General features: G+C 48.3%; 32 protein-coding genes. 31 read left to right on the top strand and 1 reads right to left on the bottom strand.

Annotated features, from left to right (window positions below; translation table 11 throughout):
• Positions 1–12: 12 nt before the first annotated feature.
• The 30 genes from rpsJ to rplQ all read left to right on the top strand — a co-directional run bounded on the left by rpsJ (position 13) and on the right by rplQ (position 14,792).
• Entirely contained in the window at positions 13–318 is a 306-nt protein-coding gene (gene rpsJ, locus NW211_RS02590) for a 30S ribosomal protein S10 (RefSeq protein ID WP_008862860.1), read from the top strand.
• Between the two features lie 21 nt (positions 319–339).
• Positions 340–954: a 50S ribosomal protein L3 gene (gene rplC / locus NW211_RS02585; protein WP_025278737.1), complete on the top strand. Its 615-nt coding sequence runs from the start codon at positions 340–342 to the stop codon at positions 952–954.
• Positions 954–1,574 (top strand): 50S ribosomal protein L4, encoded by a 621-nt coding sequence (rplD, locus tag NW211_RS02580; RefSeq protein WP_258326812.1) that lies wholly within the window; start codon positions 954–956, stop codon positions 1,572–1,574. Before rplC ends, rplD begins: the two co-directional genes overlap by 1 nt.
• Positions 1,575–1,591: 17 nt before the next feature.
• Positions 1,592–1,882 carry a 50S ribosomal protein L23 gene (gene rplW / locus NW211_RS02575; protein ID WP_087408020.1) on the top strand — a complete coding sequence of 97 codons (291 nt, stop codon included), beginning with the start codon at positions 1,592–1,594 and terminating at the stop codon, positions 1,880–1,882.
• A 7-nt stretch (positions 1,883–1,889) separates the two neighbouring features.
• Complete coding sequence (rplB, locus tag NW211_RS02570; RefSeq protein ID WP_087408021.1) at positions 1,890–2,714, top strand: 50S ribosomal protein L2; 825 nt, start codon at positions 1,890–1,892, stop codon at positions 2,712–2,714.
• Positions 2,715–2,734: 20 nt separating this feature from the next.
• Positions 2,735–3,004 carry a 30S ribosomal protein S19 gene (gene rpsS, locus NW211_RS02565; protein WP_025278741.1) on the top strand — a complete coding sequence of 90 codons (270 nt, stop codon included), beginning with the start codon at positions 2,735–2,737 and terminating at the stop codon, positions 3,002–3,004.
• A gap of 44 nt (positions 3,005–3,048) precedes the next feature.
• The gene (rplV, locus tag NW211_RS02560; protein ID WP_087408022.1) at positions 3,049–3,459 is read left to right on the top strand and encodes a 50S ribosomal protein L22; all 411 of its coding nucleotides are present in this window, start codon (positions 3,049–3,051) and stop codon (positions 3,457–3,459) included.
• Between the two features lie 7 nt (positions 3,460–3,466).
• Complete coding sequence (gene rpsC / locus NW211_RS02555) at positions 3,467–4,192, top strand: 30S ribosomal protein S3 (protein WP_087408023.1); 726 nt, start codon at positions 3,467–3,469, stop codon at positions 4,190–4,192.
• A gap of 14 nt (positions 4,193–4,206) precedes the next feature.
• Positions 4,207–4,638: a 50S ribosomal protein L16 gene (gene rplP / locus NW211_RS02550; protein ID WP_087408024.1), complete on the top strand. Its 432-nt coding sequence runs from the start codon at positions 4,207–4,209 to the stop codon at positions 4,636–4,638.
• 3 nt (positions 4,639–4,641) lie between these two features.
• The gene (gene rpmC / locus NW211_RS02545) at positions 4,642–4,839 is read left to right on the top strand and encodes a 50S ribosomal protein L29 (RefSeq protein WP_087408025.1); all 198 of its coding nucleotides are present in this window, start codon (positions 4,642–4,644) and stop codon (positions 4,837–4,839) included.
• A gap of 17 nt (positions 4,840–4,856) precedes the next feature.
• Positions 4,857–5,114, top strand: a complete 258-nt coding sequence (rpsQ, locus tag NW211_RS02540) for a 30S ribosomal protein S17 (protein WP_087408026.1) — start codon at positions 4,857–4,859, stop codon at positions 5,112–5,114.
• A 2-nt stretch (positions 5,115–5,116) separates the two neighbouring features.
• Positions 5,117–5,482 carry a 50S ribosomal protein L14 gene (gene rplN / locus NW211_RS02535; RefSeq protein WP_008862849.1) on the top strand — a complete coding sequence of 122 codons (366 nt, stop codon included), beginning with the start codon at positions 5,117–5,119 and terminating at the stop codon, positions 5,480–5,482.
• 21 nt (positions 5,483–5,503) lie between these two features.
• Complete coding sequence (rplX, locus tag NW211_RS02530; protein WP_025278746.1) at positions 5,504–5,824, top strand: 50S ribosomal protein L24; 321 nt, start codon at positions 5,504–5,506, stop codon at positions 5,822–5,824.
• Positions 5,824–6,381, top strand: coding sequence for a 50S ribosomal protein L5 (gene rplE / locus NW211_RS02525; RefSeq protein ID WP_025278747.1), 558 nt, complete (start codon positions 5,824–5,826; stop codon positions 6,379–6,381). The genes rplX and rplE overlap by 1 nt, the downstream gene beginning before the upstream one ends.
• A 3-nt stretch (positions 6,382–6,384) precedes the next feature.
• Entirely contained in the window at positions 6,385–6,654 is a 270-nt protein-coding gene (rpsN, locus tag NW211_RS02520) for a 30S ribosomal protein S14 (RefSeq protein ID WP_008862846.1), read from the top strand.
• A gap of 58 nt (positions 6,655–6,712) precedes the next feature.
• Positions 6,713–7,108, top strand: coding sequence for a 30S ribosomal protein S8 (rpsH, locus tag NW211_RS02515; RefSeq protein WP_087408027.1), 396 nt, complete (start codon positions 6,713–6,715; stop codon positions 7,106–7,108).
• A 19-nt stretch (positions 7,109–7,127) separates the two neighbouring features.
• Complete coding sequence (gene rplF / locus NW211_RS02510) at positions 7,128–7,682, top strand: 50S ribosomal protein L6 (RefSeq protein WP_025278749.1); 555 nt, start codon at positions 7,128–7,130, stop codon at positions 7,680–7,682.
• 19 nt (positions 7,683–7,701) lie between these two features.
• Positions 7,702–8,043: a 50S ribosomal protein L18 gene (gene rplR / locus NW211_RS02505; protein WP_087408028.1), complete on the top strand. Its 342-nt coding sequence runs from the start codon at positions 7,702–7,704 to the stop codon at positions 8,041–8,043.
• A 5-nt stretch (positions 8,044–8,048) separates the two neighbouring features.
• The gene (gene rpsE, locus NW211_RS02500; RefSeq protein ID WP_025278751.1) at positions 8,049–8,567 is read left to right on the top strand and encodes a 30S ribosomal protein S5; all 519 of its coding nucleotides are present in this window, start codon (positions 8,049–8,051) and stop codon (positions 8,565–8,567) included.
• A gap of 15 nt (positions 8,568–8,582) precedes the next feature.
• The gene (rpmD, locus tag NW211_RS02495; protein WP_025278752.1) at positions 8,583–8,759 is read left to right on the top strand and encodes a 50S ribosomal protein L30; all 177 of its coding nucleotides are present in this window, start codon (positions 8,583–8,585) and stop codon (positions 8,757–8,759) included.
• A gap of 31 nt (positions 8,760–8,790) precedes the next feature.
• Positions 8,791–9,237, top strand: a complete 447-nt coding sequence (gene rplO, locus NW211_RS02490) for a 50S ribosomal protein L15 (protein ID WP_087408029.1) — start codon at positions 8,791–8,793, stop codon at positions 9,235–9,237.
• Between the two features lie 4 nt (positions 9,238–9,241).
• Positions 9,242–10,564, top strand: a complete 1,323-nt coding sequence (secY, locus tag NW211_RS02485; protein ID WP_087408030.1) for a preprotein translocase subunit SecY — start codon at positions 9,242–9,244, stop codon at positions 10,562–10,564.
• 17 nt (positions 10,565–10,581) lie between these two features.
• Entirely contained in the window at positions 10,582–11,364 is a 783-nt protein-coding gene (gene map, locus NW211_RS02480) for a type I methionyl aminopeptidase (protein WP_258326810.1), read from the top strand.
• 9 nt (positions 11,365–11,373) lie between these two features.
• Positions 11,374–11,592 carry a translation initiation factor IF-1 gene (infA, locus tag NW211_RS02475; protein ID WP_025278756.1) on the top strand — a complete coding sequence of 73 codons (219 nt, stop codon included), beginning with the start codon at positions 11,374–11,376 and terminating at the stop codon, positions 11,590–11,592.
• 11 nt (positions 11,593–11,603) lie between these two features.
• The gene (gene ykgO, locus NW211_RS02470; protein ID WP_008862836.1) at positions 11,604–11,720 is read left to right on the top strand and encodes a type B 50S ribosomal protein L36; all 117 of its coding nucleotides are present in this window, start codon (positions 11,604–11,606) and stop codon (positions 11,718–11,720) included.
• A gap of 38 nt (positions 11,721–11,758) precedes the next feature.
• Positions 11,759–12,139, top strand: coding sequence for a 30S ribosomal protein S13 (rpsM, locus tag NW211_RS02465; RefSeq protein ID WP_087408032.1), 381 nt, complete (start codon positions 11,759–11,761; stop codon positions 12,137–12,139).
• Between the two features lie 9 nt (positions 12,140–12,148).
• Positions 12,149–12,538 carry a 30S ribosomal protein S11 gene (gene rpsK / locus NW211_RS02460; RefSeq protein WP_087408033.1) on the top strand — a complete coding sequence of 130 codons (390 nt, stop codon included), beginning with the start codon at positions 12,149–12,151 and terminating at the stop codon, positions 12,536–12,538.
• A 121-nt stretch (positions 12,539–12,659) separates the two neighbouring features.
• A complete protein-coding gene (gene rpsD, locus NW211_RS02455; RefSeq protein ID WP_087408034.1) occupies positions 12,660–13,268 on the top strand; it encodes a 30S ribosomal protein S4 in 609 nt (202 codons plus the stop codon).
• A gap of 8 nt (positions 13,269–13,276) precedes the next feature.
• Positions 13,277–14,269, top strand: coding sequence for a DNA-directed RNA polymerase subunit alpha (locus tag NW211_RS02450; protein WP_087408035.1), 993 nt, complete (start codon positions 13,277–13,279; stop codon positions 14,267–14,269).
• Between the two features lie 4 nt (positions 14,270–14,273).
• On the top strand, positions 14,274–14,792 hold the full coding sequence (rplQ, locus tag NW211_RS02445) for a 50S ribosomal protein L17 (protein ID WP_087408036.1): 519 nt from the start codon (positions 14,274–14,276) through the stop codon (positions 14,790–14,792).
• Positions 14,793–15,128: 336 nt separating this feature from the next.
• On the opposite strand, the gene NW211_RS02440 is transcribed toward rplQ, so the two are convergent.
• The gene (locus NW211_RS02440) at positions 15,129–16,994 is read right to left on the bottom strand and encodes a T9SS type A sorting domain-containing protein (RefSeq protein ID WP_258326809.1); all 1,866 of its coding nucleotides are present in this window, start codon (positions 16,992–16,994) and stop codon (positions 15,129–15,131) included.
• 211 nt (positions 16,995–17,205) lie between these two features.
• Here NW211_RS02440 and eno point away from each other — a divergent pair, with 211 nt between their 5' ends.
• Complete coding sequence (gene eno, locus NW211_RS02435) at positions 17,206–18,489, top strand: phosphopyruvate hydratase (RefSeq protein WP_258326808.1); 1,284 nt, start codon at positions 17,206–17,208, stop codon at positions 18,487–18,489.
• The last annotated feature ends 269 nt before the right edge of the window (positions 18,490–18,758 follow it).

Here is an 18,758-nt window from a genome sequence, read left to right as displayed (position 1 = left end):
TCAAATATCAATATGAGCCAAAAAATCAGAATTAAATTGAAGTCTTACGACCACAACTTGGTTGACAAGTCGGCCGAGAAAATCGTAAAGACGGTGAAAGCTACGGGCGCAGTAGTGAGCGGGCCTATTCCTCTTCCTACTCACAAACGTATCTTCACGGTAAACCGCTCGACTTTCGTAAACAAGAAATCGAGAGAGCAATTCGAGTTGTCTTCGTTCAAGCGTCTTATCGACATCTACAGCTCGACGGCCAAGACCGTAGACGCCTTGATGAAATTGGAGTTGCCCAGCGGCGTGGATGTAGAAATTAAAGTGTGATTCAACAAAAATTAAGTAGAAATGCCAGGATTATTAGGAAAAAAAATCGGAATGACATCCGTTTTCAGTGCCGAGGGTAAAAATGTACCATGCACTGTTATCGAAGTTGGTCCTTGCGTGGTTACGCAAATCAAAACCGTTGAAAAGGATGGTTACGAGGCAGTACAAGTAGGTTTTATCGACAAGAAAGATAAACACACTACGAAGCCCGAAGCCGGCCATTTCAAGAAAGCAGGCGTAACGCCCAAGAGACACTTGGCCGAGTTCAAATTCGATACCGAATACAAATTGGGCGACACGATTGCCGTCGATTTGTTTGAAGGTGCGGATTACGTAGATGTAATCGGCGTATCAAAAGGTAAAGGTTTCCAAGGTGTAGTTAAGCGTCATGGTTTCGGCGGTGTAGGCCAGACTACTCACGGTCAGCACAACCGCTTGCGTGCTCCCGGTTCTATCGGTGCATGTTCGTATCCTGCCCGTGTGTTCAAGGGTACTCGTATGGCCGGCCAGATGGGTAACAGCCGTGTAACCGTGCAAAACCTTCAAGTGTTAAAAGTAATACCCGAGCACAATCTTTTGCTCATCAAAGGATCGGTACCGGGCAGTAAAGGTTCAATCGTAATAATTGAGAAATAATGGAACTGAGCGTATATAACATTAAAGGTGAGGACACCGGTAAGAAGGTTGTTCTGGACGACTCCGTATTCGGAATCAAGCCCAACGATCACGCCGTATATCTCGATGTGAAACAATACTTGGCCAACCTGCGTCAAGGAACTCACAAATCCAAAGAAAGAAGCGAAGTATCGGGTAGTACCCGCAAACTGAAAAGACAAAAAGGAACGGGCGGCGCTCGTAGCGGTGATATCAACTCGCCGGTTATGATCGGTGGTGGTCGTGTATTCGGTCCCAAACCCCGTGACTACCGTTTCAAACTGAACAAGAAAGTGAAAGAACTCGCCCGCAAGTCGGCATTGACTTACAAGGCTCAGGAGAATGCCATCGTAGTGGTAGAGGACTTCTCTTTCGATGCCCCCAAGACCAAGGAATTCGTAAACTTGCTGAAAAAATTGCAAGTTGCTGATAAAAAGTCACTTTTGGTTTTATCGGAACAAAATAAAAACGTATATTTGTCGGCCCGTAATCTTACGGGAACAAATGTGGTAACGGTTTCGGAGCTCAACACCTACAAAGTATTGGACAACAAGGCTTTGATTTTGACGGAGAGCACGGTAGCCGCTATCAATAACTTTTGATGTAAGGAGGCTTAAATATGGGAATTATTATTAAACCTATCGTAACAGAGAAAATGACGGCCATGGGCGAGAAATACAATCGCTATGGTTTCCGTGTGGACCCGAAGGCCGACAAGTTGCAAATCAAGAAAGCCGTAGAAGCGATGTACAACGTGACGGTCGTATCGGTAAACACGATGAACTATCGTGGCAAAAACAAAAGCCGCTACACCAAGACCGGTCTCATCTCGGGTAAGACGGCCGCTTATAAGAAAGCCTTGGTTACATTGAAAGAAGGAGAAACTATTGATTTTTATAGCAATATCTAATTAAACAATGGCAGTAAGAAAATTAAAGCCCACAACACCGGGGCAAAGACACAAAGTTATTGGTGCATTTGATAATATCACTGCTAGCGCGCCAGAAAAATCTCTTGTAAGAGGTGTCAGAAAATCGGGTGGTCGTAACAATGAAGGGCATCTGACGATGCGCTACATTGGCGGCGGTCACAAGAGAAAATACAGATTGATCGACTTCAAGAGAAACAAAGACGGTGTACCCGCTACTGTAAAGACGATCGAATACGACCCGAACCGTTCGGCCCGTATCGCTCTCTTGTTCTATGCAGACGGTGAAAAACGTTACATTATTGCACCCAACGGCTTGGAAGTTGGAGCAACCTTGATGTCTGGCGAAAATGCAGCTCCTGAGGTAGGAAATGCGTTGCCCTTGAAAAACATACCTATCGGTACTGTTATTCACAACATCGAGTTGCGTCCGGGTCAAGGAGCCTTCTTGGTTCGCTCGGCCGGCACGTTTGCTCAGTTGACTTCGAGAGAAGGCGATTATGCAATTATCAAATTACCTTCTGGAGAAACCAGAAAAATCCTCGCAACCTGTAAAGCCACGATCGGCAGCGTAGGAAACTCGGATCACGCCCTCGAACGCTCGGGTAAAGCCGGACGCTCGCGCTGGTTGGGCCGTCGTCCTCGCAACCGTGGTGTCGTGATGAACCCTGTAGATCACCCGATGGGTGGTGGTGAAGGTCGTGCATCAGGTGGACACCCCAGATCGAGAAAAGGCTTGTATGCAAAAGGTTTGAAGACCAGAGCTCCGAAGAAACACTCTTCGAAGTATATAATTGAAAGAAGGAAAAAGTAATCTGATAAATTGACAACAACATGAGTCGTTCATTAAAAAAAGGCCCATATATCAGTGTGAAGCTGGATAAAAAAGTTGCCGCCATGGAGGCATCAGGCAAAAAGTCTGTGATCAAAACATGGTCGCGTGCATCTATGATTTCACCCGAATTCGTAGGGCATACTTTTGCAGTACACAATGGTAATAAATTTATTCCCGTATACGTTACCGAAAACATGGTAGGCCACAAGCTCGGCGAGTTTGCTCCTACGCGTACATTCCGCGGACATGCAGGTAACAAGAAAAAATAAGGCCTGAGGGAATGCGAGTTTTAATACAATTAAAGAATTGAAAAATGGGTGCAAGAAAAAGAGAATCAGCCAATAGAAGGAAGGAAGCTCTGAAAACTCAATATTTCGCCAAGTTGAACAATGTTCCTACCTCTCCCCGTAAAATGCGCTTGGTAGCCGATATGGTAAGAGGTATGGAGGTATTCAAAGCCTTGGGCGTATTGAAGTTCTCGAACAAGGAAGCTTCGCAAAGACTGGAAAAACTGTTGCGTTCGGCCATTGCCAACTGGGAGCAAAAGAACGAGCGCAAGGCCGAAAGCGGAGAACTGTACATCTCGACAATCTATGTAGATTGCGCAGCAATGTTGAAGCGTCTTCGTCCGGCTCCGCAAGGACGAGGTTACCGGATTCGCAAACGTTCGAATCACGTAACATTGTTTGTCGATACAATAAATAAAAACAATAACAAAAACTAATTGCTGGATGGGACAGAAAGTAAATCCGATAAGTAACCGTTTGGGAATCATCAGAGGTTGGGATTCCAATTGGTATGGCGGTAAAAACTATGGTGACAGGTTGTTGGAAGACAGCAAGATCCGGAAGTATTTGAATGCCCGTCTTGCAAAAGCCAGCGTTTCACGCATAGTTATAGAACGTACGTTGAAGTTGATCACTATTACCGTGTGCACGGCTCGTCCGGGTCTGATCATCGGTAAAGGCGGTCAAGAGGTAGACAAGCTCAAGGAAGAGTTGAAGAAGATTACCGACAAGGACGTACAGATCAATATCTACGAGGTAAAACGCCCCGAACTCGACGCCGAAATCGTGGCCAGCAACATCGCTCGCCAGATCGAAGGCAAAATCGCTTACCGTCGTGCCGTGAAGATGGCCATCGCTTCGACGATGCGCATGGGCGCCGAGGGTATCAAAGTACAAGTGTCGGGTCGTTTGAACGGTGCCGAAATGGCTCGTTCCGAAATGTACAAAGAGGGAAGAACCCCCCTGCACACATTGCGTGCCGATATTGACTATGCCTTGGTAGAAGCTCTTACGAAAGTAGGCATCATCGGTATCAAGGTTTGGATCTGCCGTGGCGAAATCTACGGAAAGAAAGACCTGGCTCCCGCGTTCACCAACAACGCCAAAGAGGCACGTGGTGGAAACGGAGGACCGAAAAAGGGCTTCAGAAAACCCAAAACTAACCGCTAAACGAAAATTGAACTATGTTACAACCGAAAAAAACTAAATTCAGAAGACAGCAAAAAGGTCGCCAAAAGGGCAATGCCCAAAGAGGCAACCAGCTGGCTTTCGGCTCTTTCGGCATCAAGTCGTTAGATACGAAATGGATTACAGGTCGTCAAATCGAGGCCGCTCGTGTTGCTGTAACACGTTACATGCAACGTCAAGGTCAGATTTGGATCCGTATATTTCCCGATAAACCTATTACTAAGAAGCCGGCCGATGTACGTATGGGTAAAGGTAAAGGTAATCCCGAGGGATTCGTATTCCCCATCACGCCGGGTCGTGTTATTATCGAGGTAGAGGGTGTACCTTATGAGATCGCCAAGGAGGCTCTGCGCCTGGGTGCCCAGAAACTCCCGATTACTACTAAGTTCGTTGTTCGTCGTGACTACGACGCCAGTCAAAATGTGTAAGTTATGAAAAAAGCAGAAGTAAAAGAATTAGGCTCCAAGGAATTGCAAGAGAGATTGGATGCAGCCGTAGCCGCACTCAACCAGATGGAGATCAACCACAGCATCTCGCCGTTGGACAGTCCTGCTAAAATAACTCACGAACGCAGGATGATTGCGCGCATGAAAACCGAGTTGCGCAAACGTGAACTTAATAAAAAATAATCAGCCACATATCTAAGATGGAAAGTAGAAATTTAAGAAAAGAGAGAGTCGGTGTGGTTTCCAGCAACAAGATGGAAAAGACGGTTACCGTGACCGTGAAATGGAAAGAGAAACACCCGATCTATGGTAAATTCGTGAACAAGACGAAGAAATACCATGCTCATGACGAGAAGAACGAATGCAACATCGGTGATACCGTGCGGCTGATGGAGACTCGTCCTTTGAGCAAAACAAAGAGATGGAGAGTAGTAGAAATCATCGAAAGAGCTAAGTAATTATGATACAACAAGAATCAAGACTTACAGTAGCTGATAACAGCGGAGCTAAGGAAGCTCTTTGTATTCGCGTGTTGGGTGGTACCGGCCGTCGCTATGCGTCGGTAGGCGACGTGATTGTCGTAGCGATCAAAAGCGCTATCCCCTCGAGCGATGTGAAAAAAGGCGCCGTATCGAAAGCCATTATCGTGCGCACGAAAAAGGAAATCCGTCGTCAAGACGGCTCGTATATCCGCTTCGACGACAATGCCTGTGTATTGTTGAACAATGCGGGTGAGTTGCGCGGTAGCCGTATCTTTGGCCCGGTAGCCCGTGAGCTGCGTGCCGTAAATATGAAAATCGTGTCGTTGGCACCCGAAGTACTTTAATCGAATAAAGCGAAAGATTAAATGAGCAAGTTACATATCAAAAAGGGAGATACAGTCTATGTAAACGCCGGTGAAGACAAAGGCAAGACCGGTCGTGTACTGAGCGTGTTGGTAAAAGAGCAACGTGCCATCGTAGAAGGTATCAACATGGTATCGAAGAGTACCAAACCCAATGCCAAAAACCCCCAGGGAGGTATAGTGAAGAAAGAAGCTCCTATTCATATTTCGAACTTGAATCCTCTGGATCCGAAGAGCGGAAAAGCTACCCGTATCGGCCGGAAGAAAAATGAAGCAGGCGTTTCAGTACGTTATTCCAAAAAATCAGGAGAGGAGATTAAGTAATGAACAACACCGCAAATCTGAAGAAAGAATATCTTGAAAGAATCGTGCCCGCCTTGCAGAAGGAGTTCAACTACTCGTCGATCATGCAGGTGCCTGTTTTGAAAAAGATCGTGATCAATCAAGGTCTTGGCGAAGCAACGGCCGACAAGAAAATCATCGAAACCGCCATCAACGAGTTGACGGCCATCACCGGTCAGAAAGCAGTGGCAACCCTCTCGCGCAAGGATATCTCGAATTTCAAGCTGCGTAAGAAGATGCCCATCGGTGTGATGGTAACCCTCCGTCACGAGCGCATGTACGAGTTCCTGGAGCGTCTGGTACGCGTGTCTCTTCCCCGTATCCGCGACTTCAAAGGTATCGAAAGCAAACTCGATGGACGAGGCAACTACACCCTCGGAATTCAGGAGCAAATCATTTTCCCTGAAATAAATATCGATAGTATTACCAAAATTATGGGAATGAATATTACCTTTGTAACCTCAGCCAAAACCGACGAGGAAGGGTATGCTCTTCTCAAAGCATTTGGCTTACCTTTTAAAAACGCAAAAAAAGACTAAGATATGGCAAAAGAATCGATGAAAGCTCGTGAAGTGAAGAGAGCCAAGCTGGTTGCCAAATATGCCGAAAAGAAAAAACAACTCAAGGCAGAAGGCAATTACGAGGCCCTTCAACTGCTGCCGAAAAACGCATCGCGTGTACGTCTGCACAACCGTTGCAAGATCACCGGTCGTCCCAAAGGATACATCCGTCAGTTTGGGATTTCCCGTATACAATTCCGCGAAATGGCTTCGGCAGGTCTTATCCCGGGTGTAAAGAAAGCAAGCTGGTAATTATTTTTAGTGTTAAATATTGTCCGGAGACTCCGGATCAATTTAAACAAATTTTTATATGACAGATCCAATAGCAGATTATCTGACAAGATTGAGAAACGCCATCAAAGCTCATCACAGAGTAGTTGAAGTGCCTTCCTCGAGATTGAAAAAAGAAATCACGAAAATCCTTTTTGAAAAAGGCTACATTCTCAATTACAAGTTTGTAGAAGACGGTCCCCGAGGCACCATCAAGATTGCCTTGAAGTACGACCCCGTAAACAAAGTGAGCGCAATCCAAAAGCTGATTCGTGTATCGAGTCCGGGTTTGCGCCGTTATACCGGCTACAAAGACATGCCGCGTGTATTGAACGGTTTGGGTATTGCAATTCTCTCCACCTCGAAAGGCGTGATGACCAACAAAGAGGCCAGCGACCTGAAGATCGGCGGTGAGGTATTATGTTACATTTACTAATTAAAAGGAGGTATATATTATGTCAAGAATAGGAAAATTGCCCATAGTAGTACCCGCCGGAGTTACCGTTACTATCTCCGGAAATGAGGTAAAGGTAAAAGGACCCAAAGGGGAGCTGTCGCAGACCGTATCGCCCGAAATTAAAGTTGAAATGGTAGACGGGGCTATCCACGTGACCCGGCCTAATGATGAGAAACAAACCCGTGCCCTCCACGGTCTCTACCGTGCTCTTATCCACAACATGGTGGTAGGTGTTTCCGAAGGGTATAAGAAAGAGATGGAACTGGTGGGCGTAGGCTACCGTGCCCAAAGCCAAGGCCAGGTGCTCGAGCTCTCGCTGGGCTACTCGCACGCCATCTTCTTGAGACTTCCTGCCGAAATCAAGGTAGAAGCCAAATCGGAGAGAAACAAAAACCCGTTGATTATTCTCGAATCGTGCGACAAGCAACTGATCGGCCAGGTATGTGCCAAGATTCGTTCGCTGCGCAAGCCCGAACCTTACAAGGGTAAAGGTATCAAGTTCGTTGGCGAGGTAATCCGTAGAAAATCGGGTAAATCGGCAGGTGCCAAATAATCATTAAACAGGTATTATCATGACAACGAAGATAGAAAGAAGACTCAAAATCAAAACCCGCATACGCGGTAAAGTTTCCGGCACGGCCGAGCGTCCCCGTATGACGGTGTTTAGAAGCAATAAGCAAATATATGTGCAATTGGTCGATGACCTCACCGGCAGAACTCTTGCCGCCGCCTCGTCCAGAGGCATGGAAGCCGCTCCCAAAAAAGAGATGGCAGCCAAGGTAGGTGAAGCTATCGCCAAGAAAGCACAGGAAGCCGGTATTACCACGGTTGTATTTGACCGCAACGGTTACCTGTATCATGGGAGAGTAAAAGAATTAGCTGATGCTGCCCGCAACGGTGGCCTTAAATTTTAATCGTCATGACAGGAAAAATAAATAGAGTAAAATCGACAAACGACATCGAGTTGAAAGACCGTCTGGTTGCCATCAACCGTGTAACGAAAGTAACCAAAGGTGGCCGTACGTTCAGCTTCTCGGCTATTGTCGTAGTGGGCAACGAAGCCGGTATCGTAGGCTGGGGCCTGGGTAAAGCGAGCGAGGTAACTACCGCAATCGCCAAAGGTGTGGAAGCTGCCAAGAAGAACCTGGTGAAAGTACCGGTTCTCAAAGGTACCATCCCCCACGATCAGCTGGCCAAATTCGGCGGTGCCCTCGTATATATCAAACCTGCTTCTCCGGGTACCGGAGTAAAGGCCGGTGGTGCCATGCGTGCCGTGCTTGAGAGCGTAGGTATTACCGACGTGCTGGCCAAATCGAAAGGTTCGTCCAACCCCCACAACCTGGTGAAAGCCACGATTGCTGCCTTGTGCGAACTGAGAGATGCGGCTACCGTAGCTCAAAACAGAGGTATCTCTGTAGAAAAAGTCTTTAAAGGTTAATACGGAGGAGAAGCAATGGAAAAGATAAAGATCAAACAAGTAAAGAGCCGCATCAACTGCCCCGCTGTACAGAAGAAGACACTTGATGCACTGGGCTTGAGAAAACTCAACCATGTCGTAGAACACGACGCTACCCCCCAAATCCTGGGTATGGTAGAGAAGGTAAAACACCTGGTGAAAGTAGTTGAGTAATTTTATCCATCGATTAAAAAAAAGTAACAATATGGACTTGAGTAATTTAAAACCCGCCGAAGGGTCAACCAAAACAAGAAAGAGAATCGGTCGCGGACCGGGTTCGGGTTTGGGTGGAACTTCTACCAGAGGTCATAAAGGAGCAAAGTCGCGTTCGGGTTACAAACGCAAAATCGGTTTCGAGGGTGGTCAGATGCCTCTCCAACGCCGTGTTCCGAAATTTGGCTTCAAGAATATAAATCGTGTAGAATACAAAGGCATCAACCTCGAGGCTCTGCAATCGCTGGCCGATAGCCAGAAATTGGAGAAGATCGACATCGAAACACTTGTGGCTGCCGGATTTATTTCTTCGAATCAGTTAGTGAAAATTCTTGGTAAAGGTGCTCTTACGGCCAAATTGGAAGTTTGCGCTCACGCATTCTCCAAAACTGCCGAAGCTGCTATCGTTGCCGCAGGTGGAACAGTAGTCAAACTCTAATACAATGAGAGCAATAGAAACTATAAAAAACATTTGGAAAATCGAAGACCTCCGCAAACGTATCATCACCACTATCCTGCTGGTGCTGGTATACCGCGTGGGGTCATACGTCGTGCTTCCGGGTATCGATCCTGCCAATCTGGATGCCTTGCGCAACCAGACGAGCAAGGGTCTGATGCAGTTGCTCGATATGTTTTCGGGAGGTGCATTCTCCAATGCTTCGATTTTTGCCTTGGGAATTATGCCTTATATCACCGCCTCGATTGTGATTCAATTGCTGGGTATGGTGATGCCCTCGTTCCAGAAGCTGCAACGCGAAGGCGAGAGCGGTCGTACGAAACTTAACCAATACACCCGCTATTTGACCGTTATCATTCTGCTCCTGCAAGGTCCCGCCTACTTGGTGAACCTGAAAGTACAGATGGGTTCGGCCTTATTCCCCTCCGGTTGGTTGTTTATAGTTTCTTCTACAATCGTGCTTGCTGCCGGTAGTATGTTTATCATGTGGCTGGGCGAACGTATCACCGACAAAGGTATCGGTAACGGTATTTCGTTTATCATCCTGGTCGGTATCATCGCCCGTCTGCCGCTGGCTTTCGCCGCCGAGTTTACCAGCCGTCTGGCTTCGAAACAAGGTGGTTTGGTGATGTTCCTGGTCGAGATCGTCTTCCTGCTGGCCGTTATCGCCGCAGCAATTCTGCTCGTACAAGGCACCCGGAAAGTCCCCGTACAATACGCCAAACGTATTGTGGGTAACAAACAGTACGGCGGCGCTCGCCAGTATATCCCCTTGAAGGTCAACACGGCCGGTGTGATGCCTATCATCTTTGCCCAGGCCATCATGTTTATCCCCATCACCATTGCCGGGTTCAGCGTGACCAACGCAAGTTCGTTCTGGCAATCGTTCATGTCGATGACGGGATTCTGGTATAACTTCGTGTTTGCATTCCTTATCATCGTCTTCACCTACTTCTATACGGCAATCACCGTGCAACCCACGCAGATGGCCGAGGATATGAAACGCAACAACGGCTTTATTCCCGGTGTGAAACCCGGTAAGAAGACTGCCGACTACCTCGACTCGATCATGTCGAGAATCACGTTGCCCGGTTCTATCTTCCTGGCTATCGTGGCTATCATGCCGGCCTTTGCCCAGATTTGCGGTGTAAGCGCCGAGTTCTCTCAGTTCTTCGGCGGAACGTCGCTGCTCATTCTGGTAGGTGTAGTGTTGGATACTTTGCAACAAATCGAAAGCCATTTGATGATGCGCCATTACGACGGTCTGATGAAATCGGGCCGCATTAAAGGTCGTAGCGGAGCTTATTAAAACAAGGAGTATAGATAATGATTTATCTTAAAACAGACGAAGAGATAGAGTTGATGCGGGAGAGTAATCTCTTGGTGGGCATGACCCTGGGCGAAATGGCCAAGTGGGTAGCCCCCGGGATTACCACCCTCCGGCTCGACAAGATAGCCGAGGAGTTCATTCGGGATCACGGGGCCGAACCCGGGTTCCTGGGTTACGCCGGCTATCCCAACTCTCTTTGCATCTCGGTCAACGAGGTAATTGTACACGGCATTCCCAACAGCTACGCCCTGCGCGAGGGCGACATCGTGTCGATCGACTGCGGCGTAGTGAAAAACGGCTTCAACGGCGATTCGGCCTATACCTTCTGTGTAGGTGAGGTTGCCCCCGAAGTGAAACAGCTGCTCAAGACCACCAAAGAGTCGCTCTATCTGGGCATCGAGCACGCTGTCGAGGGAAAACGCATAGGCGATATTGGCCATGCCATCCAAACCTATTGCGAAGCTCGTGGTTATTCTGTAGTGAGGGAGTTGTGCGGACACGGTGTAGGCAAGCACCTGCACGAAGAGCCCAATGTCCCCAATTACGGACGTCCCGGTACCGGCCCGCTGCTCAAGAACGGCATGTGTATTGCCATCGAGCCCATGATCAACCTGGGTTCACGCAATATCGTCATCGAGCGCGATGGTTGGACTACCCGCACACGCGATCGCAAACCCGCTGCTCACTTCGAGCACACGATAGCAATCAAAGGAGGGAAGGCCGATATACTCTCTTCGTTTGAATATGTAGAGCAAGTTTTAGGAGACAAATCAATTTAACTATAATTTATGGCGAAGCAAGCTGCAATAGAACAAGATGGTGTAATCGTGGAGGCATTGTCGAATGCCATGTTCCGCGTAGAGTTGGAAAACGGGCATGAGATAACCGCCCATATCTCGGGAAAGATGCGTATGCACTTCATCAAGATACTCCCGGGTGATAAGGTGCGGATCGAAATGTCGCCCTATGATTTGACCAAAGGAAGAATTGCTTTTAGATATAAATAAAAAACAACAATATGAAAGTAAGAGCATCATTGAAAAAACGTACGCCCGATAGCAAGATCGTGAGAAGACACGGCCGTTTGTACGTAATTAACAAGAAAAATCCTAAGTATAAACAACGTCAAGGATAAATTTATTATTATTTTTGCAAATTAAAAGATTCTAATATATGGCAATAAGAATTGTTGGTGTAGACCTGCCGCAAAATAAGAGAGGAGAGATCGCCTTGACCTATATCTATGGTATCGGTCGTAGCGCGGCTAATTCCATTTTGAGTAAAGCCGGCATTGACAAAGACATCAAAGTGAAAGATTGGACCGACGACCAGTCGGCAAAAGTACGTGAAATCATCAGTACCGAGTATAAGGTGGAGGGTGACCTTCGTACCGAAATACAGCTGAACATCAAACGTCTGATGGACATCGGTTGCTACCGGGGTATCCGTCACCGTATCGGTTTGCCTGTGAGAGGCCAGAGCACCAAGAACAACGCTCGTACGCGTAAAGGTAAAAAGAAAACCGTTGCAAATAAGAAAAAAGCTACTAAATAATAAGTAAGTATGGCAAAAAAAACAGTCGCAGCAAAGAAGAGGGTTGTAAAGGTTGATGCCGTTGGCCAGGCCCATATCCATTCTTCGTTCAACAACATTATTGTAACACTTGCCAACAGCGAAGGTCAGGTGATTTCGTGGTCGTCGGCAGGTAAAATGGGCTTCAGAGGCTCTAAGAAAAATACTCCTTACGCCGCTCAAATGGCCGCACAAGATTGTGCAAAAGTGGCTTATGACCTGGGCTTGAGGAAAGTGAAAGCCTATGTAAAAGGCCCCGGAAACGGTCGTGAATCGGCTGTAAGAACTATTCATGGCGCTGGTATCGAAGTAACTGAGATTATCGATGTAACTCCGCTGCCGCACAATGGTTGTCGTCCTCCTAAGAGAAGAAGAGTTTAATTTTTCTTTATTTGTAAACAGAGAATCCCGAACAGTGAATAAGATTGCATAATAATCCTCTCTGCAATCGCGGCTGCACTCTTCTCGGTTCGCAATATTTAATAATTAAAAAATTTTAGAAATGGCAAGATATACCGGACCTAGAACAAAAATCGCTCGTAAATTTGGCGAAGCTATTTTTGGCCCCGATAAAGTTCTTACGAAAAAGAACTATCCCCCGGGACAACACGGCATCAACAAGAGAAGAAAAACTTCCGAGTATGGCGTTCAGCTTCGTGAAAAGCAAAAAGCCAAATACACTTACGGTGTATTGGAAAAACAATTTAGAAACCTCTTCGAGAAGGCTTCTCGTACCAAAGGTGTGAAGGGTGAAGTGCTCCTTCAACTGCTCGAAGCTCGTCTCGACAACGTGGTATTCCGTTTGGGCATCGCCCCCACGCGTGCCGCTGCCCGTCAGCTCGTGCTGCACCGTCACATTGTTGTCGACGGCAAAGTGGTGAATATCCCGTCGTATTCGGTAAAACCGGGTCAAGTAGTTGGCGTTCGTGAGAAAGCCAAATCGCTCGAGGTTATAGCCGATGCACTTGCTGGATTCAATCACAGCAAATATCCTTGGTTAGAGTGGGACGAGAGCTTGAAGAGCGGTAAATTGTTGCATTTGCCCGAAAGAGCCGATATCCCTGAAAACATTAAAGAACAGTTGATCGTTGAGTTGTATTCTAAACAATAATTGATTCCATGGCGATATTAGCATTTCAAAAACCCGATAAAGTATTAATGCTGGAAGCGGACAATTTTTTCGGTAAATTCGAATTTCGTCCGTTGGAGCCCGGCTACGGTGTTACCGTGGGTAACGCCTTGCGCCGTATCCTCCTTTCCTCGCTTGAAGGTTTTGCGATTACGTCGATTCGTATCGATGGCGTAAAGCATGAGTTTTCTACGATTCCCGGTGTGATCGAGGACGTGACAAACGTGATTCTGAATCTCAAAAAGGTTCGTTTCAAACAGGTCGTTGAAGAAATCGAGAATGAAAAAGTAACCATTACTGTTTCGGGTACGGACGTGTTCAAGGCAGGTGACATCGGTAAATCGCTTACCGGTTTCGAAGTTTTGAACCCCGATTTGGTTATTTGCCATTTGGATTCAAGCGCAAGTTTTCAAATAGATATCACCATCAACAAAGGCCGTGGCTATGTTCCCGCCGATGAGAACCGCAACCCCGCCGACGATGTGAATGTAATTCCTATCGATTCGATCTATACCCCGATTCGGAATGTGAAATATTCTGTTGAAAATTTCCGCGTAGAACAGAAAACGGACTACGAAAAACTGATTCTTGAGATTACAACCGATGGTTCCATTCACCCCAAAGAGGCGTTGAAAGAGGCTGCCAAAATCTTGATTTACCACTTCATGTTGTTCTCTGACGAGAAAATCACGCTCGAGACCAACGATGCCGATGGTAATGAAGAGTTCGACGAGGAAGTATTGCACATGCGCCAGTTGCTCAAAACCAAACTGGTCGACATGGACTTGTCGGTACGCGCCCTCAACTGCTTGAAGTCGGCCGATGTCGAGACCCTTGGCGATCTGGTGGTATTCAACAAAACCGATTTGTTGAAGTTCCGCAACTTCGGTAAGAAATCGCTCACCGAGCTCGATGAGCTCTTGGCCAACTTGAACCTTTCGTTCGGAATGGATATCTCGAAATATAAATTAGATAAAGAGTAAAACGATGAGACATAATAAGAAATTCAACCACTTGGGTCGTACCAAAGCTCACCGCGACGCTATGTTGTCCAATATGGCTACTTCTTTGATTCTCCACAAAAGAATCTTCACCACGTTGGCCAAAGCCAAAGCGCTGAGAATGTATGTCGAGCCCCTGATCAATCGTGCCAAAGAAGATACTACCGCTTCGCGTCGTGTAGTATTCCGCTACTTGCAGAGCAAACAGGCTGTTACCGAACTGTTCAAAGAGATTTCGGTTAAGATTGCCGACCGTCCCGGAGGATATACCCGTATCTTGAAAACGGGCAACCGTTTGGGCGACAACGCCGTTACTTGTATGATCGAGCTCGTTGACTACAACGAAAACATGCTCAAAGAGAAAGCCGCTAAGAAAGCAACTCGTACCCGTCGTTCGAAAAAGAGCGCCGCTCCTGCTGCTGCCGAGGCTGCTGCTCCCGCTGCTGAAGCTCCTGCAACTCCGGCCGCCGAGGCCCCTGCTGCCGAGGAAAAAGCTGCAGAATAAGAGGATCGATTTATTGCTATATAGTAAAAAGCTCTCCGAGTGTTCGGGGGGCTTTTTATTTTTCTGTCGGGGTGGTAGTGCTTGTCCGGGAAACGGCTGTAGAGATAGGGGCAGACAGTCTTGTCGGGTTTGGGGAGAGGCTGTTGTATAGGATTATTTGGCGGTCATTCGACGGTTGTATGGGGCATTTGCCGACGTTTGGGTGGCGGCTTTGGGATGATTGGTCTTACGGATATAGGACTAAAACAAGGGCTGTACCACCCCGACGTAACGGTTCGGCAGGTACAGCCCTTTGTGGCGGAATCGGTCTCCGTGAGGGAGACCGATTGCAATCGATTATTTCACGATTACCTTTTGCGTAGTTTGTCCCACACGGGCTATGTAGATGCCCGGTGTCAACGGCAGGCGATATTCGGGAGCCGCTATCGTCTGCTGGGTCACGAGGTGGCCGTCGATGGTAAATACCTCCACGCGCTCGTGGGTGGCTCCGGCGATGATTATCTCGCCTTGGCCGCCGGCGATGGATGCTGAGTTCGATGCTGCTGTCTCGATAGCACTGACGCCATAGTTGTCGATGCGCAGGTTGTCGATAAAGATATAGGGATAGAGTGCGTGGAGCGAGGTGAACTCCAGTTGTATGGTCTGGCTTTTGTAAGCCTCGAGCGAAGCCTCTACCTTCAGCCATCCCTCTTGGTCGCCGAGGTCGCAAATCTGGAACGATTTTACCTCCTGTACAGTTCCGTTGGCGATTGCAGAAACCCTCAACGTATTGATGTCGCGATCTTCACCATCTACGATATTGTAGGTATAGAAGGTAAGTGACGGAGTTTCGAGACCGCTCAAGTCTATTTTGCCGGTTACGAAGGTAGCCGAGTCTTGCAGGTAGGAGCCCTCCGAGCCGAAAAAGCCGTTGTCGCCATCTTGCGATTCGATGCCCGTTTCGTTGGTAAATCCTTTCCAGGTGGCCAGATTGTCGCTGTAAAGTCCTATGATAGTAGCCGGTGTTCCGTTGGCAAATGATTCGACGAACGGGGTTGCATAGGCCGGACCGAGAGGCAGCAACGGGGAGTTCATGAAGTCTGAGATACCGCCTCGGGTCTCGGCTACGAGGGCATATTGCACAAACGATTGTGTCGACACGTCGTCGGTCGCCTGGAAGGTATAGGAGTCGCCGGTAATACCGTCGAACAGGAGTGTGGCCAGGCCGTCGCCGCCGTAGATACGGTAGGTCACGAAGGCCGGGTCGAGTGTGTTGTTGCGGATGTCGGTGGTAACGGGTGTCCATTTCAGAATCACCTCACCCGGTTTGCTCCCTTCGGTCAGGCTGATTCCGGTGGGATTGGAGGGTTCCAGCACTCCTACGAAGGCGCTTGTTTCGATGGCGGGACTTTCGCCCGAACCGTTCACGGCAATGGCCGAGTAGGTGTAGCGCGAGCATTCGGGCACTTCGTCGACATAGGTAAGTTCTGCTCCGGGAGCCGGGGAGTCAAAGGTGTGTATGAGGCTGTCGTTGCGCATGAGGCGAACACTCTCGAGGCTCTCGAGGGCATCGCCGTTCAGGTCGAGGGTGGGGGCGGTGAGGGCGATGTCGGCCTTTAACTCACCATTGGTGCGGGTAGTTGCTGTCAAGTCCGACGGAGCAGCCGGAGCCGAGGCCCCTTTGGCTTCGCCCACACTCAGGTTTTTCAGACTGATCGAGAGCATATCGGCATCGCTGCACCCGTGTATGCCGATATAGTAGGTACCGCTTTCGCTCGGTGAGAGGGTGCCGCTGTAACTCTTGTAGACGGTGTGTGCGACCTGCATTTTTTCGATGATGGTCTCGGTCATGGATTCGGGAGTATTCTCTTTGCCATACATCACCTCAAAGCTCTCGTTGTAAGAGCCGCTTCCGGTCATTACTTCAATCGAGAAGTTGTAGATTTTTCCCCCTTCGAGGGCCAGAGCCGGGGTTATCAGCCAGTCATTCATGGCCTCATTCGAGTTGTACGAGATTTGAACCGATCCCAGATAGGGGCCCCAGGTTACTCCGTCGTTGTTTACATCGACAATGGTGTAGTCGTTTACGAAAGCATCGTTAGCGAAACTCTCCGCGTAGGGCGGTGTTATTGGTTCGGTTGCGGCTTGCGGTTGAGCAACTGTTGCCAGCGAGAAGGTAGCACATAGCAAAAGTGTAGAAATTTTCATGCGATGAATTTTCATACAGTTTACGGTTTAAGGGTTAGTATTAAGATATTTTGGTTTAGTGTATAATGGATTTGAAGCCTATCTGCACATCTTTCTTACAAATGTATATACATGCAGCGCCAAACGGTTTTGTCGTATAGTTAATAATTGTCAAACAATCCTCCTCCGATAGGGAAAAGTAGAGTAAGGAATGTTCTGTATAAATCACCAATTAAATCAAATGGATATGGAAAAGATTGCAAACATTCAAGCTCGGGAGATTCTCGATTCACGAGGTAACCCCACGGTCGAGGTCGATGTAGTGCTCGATTCGGGTGTTAGAGGCCGTGCCGCTGTTCCTTCGGGCGCATCGACCGGGGCACATGAGGCCCTCGAATTGCGCGACGGCGATAAATCGCGCTATGGTGGAAAAGGTGTGCAGAAGGCTGTGCATCATGTCAACGATGTGATTGCAAAAGCTCTCAAAGGGGCCGACCCTTTCGAGCAGAGTCGTATCGACCGGCAGCTGATCGACCTCGACGGTACCCCCTCGAAGTCGAAGCTGGGAGCCAATGCCATCCTGGGAGTCTCCCTGACTGTGGCCAAAGCGGCTGCCGCTCAATTGGGTATCCCTCTGTATCGTTATATCGGTGGGGCCGATACCTATGTGATGCCCGTCCCCATGATGAATATCATCAACGGCGGCTCGCATTCCGATGCTCCTATTGCTTTTCAAGAGTTTATGATTCGTCCCGTAGGGGCATCCTCTTTTAAGGAGGGGTTGCGCATGGGGGCCGAGGTGTTCCAGGCCTTGAAGAAGGTGCTGCATGGCAAAGGGTTGAGTACCGCCGTGGGCGACGAAGGAGGCTTTGCCCCTGCCTTGCCGGGTACCGAGGCTGCCATCGAGACCATACTCGATGCCGTGAACCAGGCCGGCTATATGCCGGGGCGCGATGTGCGCATTGCTCTCGACTGTGCGTCGTCCGAGTTTTATGTCGATGGACTCTACGACTATACGCGTTTCGAGGGACCCGGTGGTGTCAAGCGCACGACTCAACAGCAGGCCGAATACCTGCAAGACCTTATCATGCGCTATCCTATCGACTCGATCGAGGACGGCATGAGCGAAGACGATTGGGAAGGTTGGCGTCTCCTCACCGATTTGATTGGCGACAAGTGTCAGCTCGTAGGCGACGACCTCTTTGTGACCAATGTCGACTACCTGGCCGAGGGTATTCGCAAGCATTGCGCCAACTCCATATTGGTAAAACTTAATCAGATAGGCACCCTTACCGAGACGCTTCGGGCCGTACAGTTGGCGCAGCGCAACGGGTACACGGCTGTCATCTCGCACCGTTCGGGCGAGACCGAAGATGCCACTATTGCCGATATTGCCGTAGCGACCAATGCCGGGCAGATAAAAACCGGGTCGCTCAGCCGTTCCGACCGCATGGCCAAATACAATCAACTGCTCCGTATCGAGGAGGAGCTGGGTAGCGTAGCCCAATATGGTTATAAAACGATTGTCTAATTCCGCTCTGTTTTCGTTCCGGGGAGGCAGGCTTTTGGCATAGTCGCAAAAAATCGCGAAAAAAAGTTTGTTTGTAACGGAGTGAAAATGGGGAAGTTGAGAGAAAAGTATGTTTTATAGCATAAAAAAGTCGTCAAAAAATTTGGAGGGAATATATAAAAACGCCTACCTTTGCATCGCTTTTCGAAAGAACACCGGGTCGACCGGAGCGAAAACGGAGGGCACAGTTCATTGACAAGACTGAAAAGAAGCAAGTGTAGTACAAGAGA

Origin of the sequence: Barnesiella sp. ET7 (assembly GCF_024733785.1) — a bacterium.
Lineage (GTDB): Bacteria > Bacteroidota > Bacteroidia > Bacteroidales > Barnesiellaceae > Barnesiella > Barnesiella merdigallinarum.
Note: the sequence above shows the minus strand (reverse complement) of the source record. Positions and strands in the feature narration are given on the sequence as shown.

Bases quoted from the DNA above. Each gene is read 5' to 3' on its own strand.
- rpsJ (WP_008862860.1), top strand. From the start codon at position 13: ATGAGCCAAAAAATCAGAATTAAATTGAAGTCTTACGACCACAACTTG.
- rplC (WP_025278737.1), top strand. From the start codon at position 340: ATGCCAGGATTATTAGGAAAAAAAATCGGAATGACATCCGTTTTCAGT.
- rplD (WP_258326812.1), top strand. From the start codon at position 954: ATGGAACTGAGCGTATATAACATTAAAGGTGAGGACACCGGTAAGAAG.
- rplW (WP_087408020.1), top strand. From the start codon at position 1,592: ATGGGAATTATTATTAAACCTATCGTAACAGAGAAAATGACGGCCATG.
- rplB (WP_087408021.1), top strand. From the start codon at position 1,890: ATGGCAGTAAGAAAATTAAAGCCCACAACACCGGGGCAAAGACACAAA.
- rpsS (WP_025278741.1), top strand. From the start codon at position 2,735: ATGAGTCGTTCATTAAAAAAAGGCCCATATATCAGTGTGAAGCTGGAT.
- rplV (WP_087408022.1), top strand. From the start codon at position 3,049: ATGGGTGCAAGAAAAAGAGAATCAGCCAATAGAAGGAAGGAAGCTCTG.
- rpsC (WP_087408023.1), top strand. From the start codon at position 3,467: ATGGGACAGAAAGTAAATCCGATAAGTAACCGTTTGGGAATCATCAGA.
- rplP (WP_087408024.1), top strand. From the start codon at position 4,207: ATGTTACAACCGAAAAAAACTAAATTCAGAAGACAGCAAAAAGGTCGC.
- rpmC (WP_087408025.1), top strand. From the start codon at position 4,642: ATGAAAAAAGCAGAAGTAAAAGAATTAGGCTCCAAGGAATTGCAAGAG.
- rpsQ (WP_087408026.1), top strand. From the start codon at position 4,857: ATGGAAAGTAGAAATTTAAGAAAAGAGAGAGTCGGTGTGGTTTCCAGC.
- rplN (WP_008862849.1), top strand. From the start codon at position 5,117: ATGATACAACAAGAATCAAGACTTACAGTAGCTGATAACAGCGGAGCT.
- rplX (WP_025278746.1), top strand. From the start codon at position 5,504: ATGAGCAAGTTACATATCAAAAAGGGAGATACAGTCTATGTAAACGCC.
- rplE (WP_025278747.1), top strand. From the start codon at position 5,824: ATGAACAACACCGCAAATCTGAAGAAAGAATATCTTGAAAGAATCGTG.
- rpsN (WP_008862846.1), top strand. From the start codon at position 6,385: ATGGCAAAAGAATCGATGAAAGCTCGTGAAGTGAAGAGAGCCAAGCTG.
- rpsH (WP_087408027.1), top strand. From the start codon at position 6,713: ATGACAGATCCAATAGCAGATTATCTGACAAGATTGAGAAACGCCATC.
- rplF (WP_025278749.1), top strand. From the start codon at position 7,128: ATGTCAAGAATAGGAAAATTGCCCATAGTAGTACCCGCCGGAGTTACC.
- rplR (WP_087408028.1), top strand. From the start codon at position 7,702: ATGACAACGAAGATAGAAAGAAGACTCAAAATCAAAACCCGCATACGC.
- rpsE (WP_025278751.1), top strand. From the start codon at position 8,049: ATGACAGGAAAAATAAATAGAGTAAAATCGACAAACGACATCGAGTTG.
- rpmD (WP_025278752.1), top strand. From the start codon at position 8,583: ATGGAAAAGATAAAGATCAAACAAGTAAAGAGCCGCATCAACTGCCCC.
- rplO (WP_087408029.1), top strand. From the start codon at position 8,791: ATGGACTTGAGTAATTTAAAACCCGCCGAAGGGTCAACCAAAACAAGA.
- secY (WP_087408030.1), top strand. From the start codon at position 9,242: ATGAGAGCAATAGAAACTATAAAAAACATTTGGAAAATCGAAGACCTC.
- map (WP_258326810.1), top strand. From the start codon at position 10,582: ATGATTTATCTTAAAACAGACGAAGAGATAGAGTTGATGCGGGAGAGT.
- infA (WP_025278756.1), top strand. From the start codon at position 11,374: ATGGCGAAGCAAGCTGCAATAGAACAAGATGGTGTAATCGTGGAGGCA.
- ykgO (WP_008862836.1), top strand. From the start codon at position 11,604: ATGAAAGTAAGAGCATCATTGAAAAAACGTACGCCCGATAGCAAGATC.
- rpsM (WP_087408032.1), top strand. From the start codon at position 11,759: ATGGCAATAAGAATTGTTGGTGTAGACCTGCCGCAAAATAAGAGAGGA.
- rpsK (WP_087408033.1), top strand. From the start codon at position 12,149: ATGGCAAAAAAAACAGTCGCAGCAAAGAAGAGGGTTGTAAAGGTTGAT.
- rpsD (WP_087408034.1), top strand. From the start codon at position 12,660: ATGGCAAGATATACCGGACCTAGAACAAAAATCGCTCGTAAATTTGGC.
- NW211_RS02450 (WP_087408035.1), top strand. From the start codon at position 13,277: ATGGCGATATTAGCATTTCAAAAACCCGATAAAGTATTAATGCTGGAA.
- rplQ (WP_087408036.1), top strand. From the start codon at position 14,274: ATGAGACATAATAAGAAATTCAACCACTTGGGTCGTACCAAAGCTCAC.
- NW211_RS02440 (WP_258326809.1), bottom strand. From the start codon at position 16,994: ATGAAAATTCATCGCATGAAAATTTCTACACTTTTGCTATGTGCTACC.
- eno (WP_258326808.1), top strand. From the start codon at position 17,206: ATGGAAAAGATTGCAAACATTCAAGCTCGGGAGATTCTCGATTCACGA.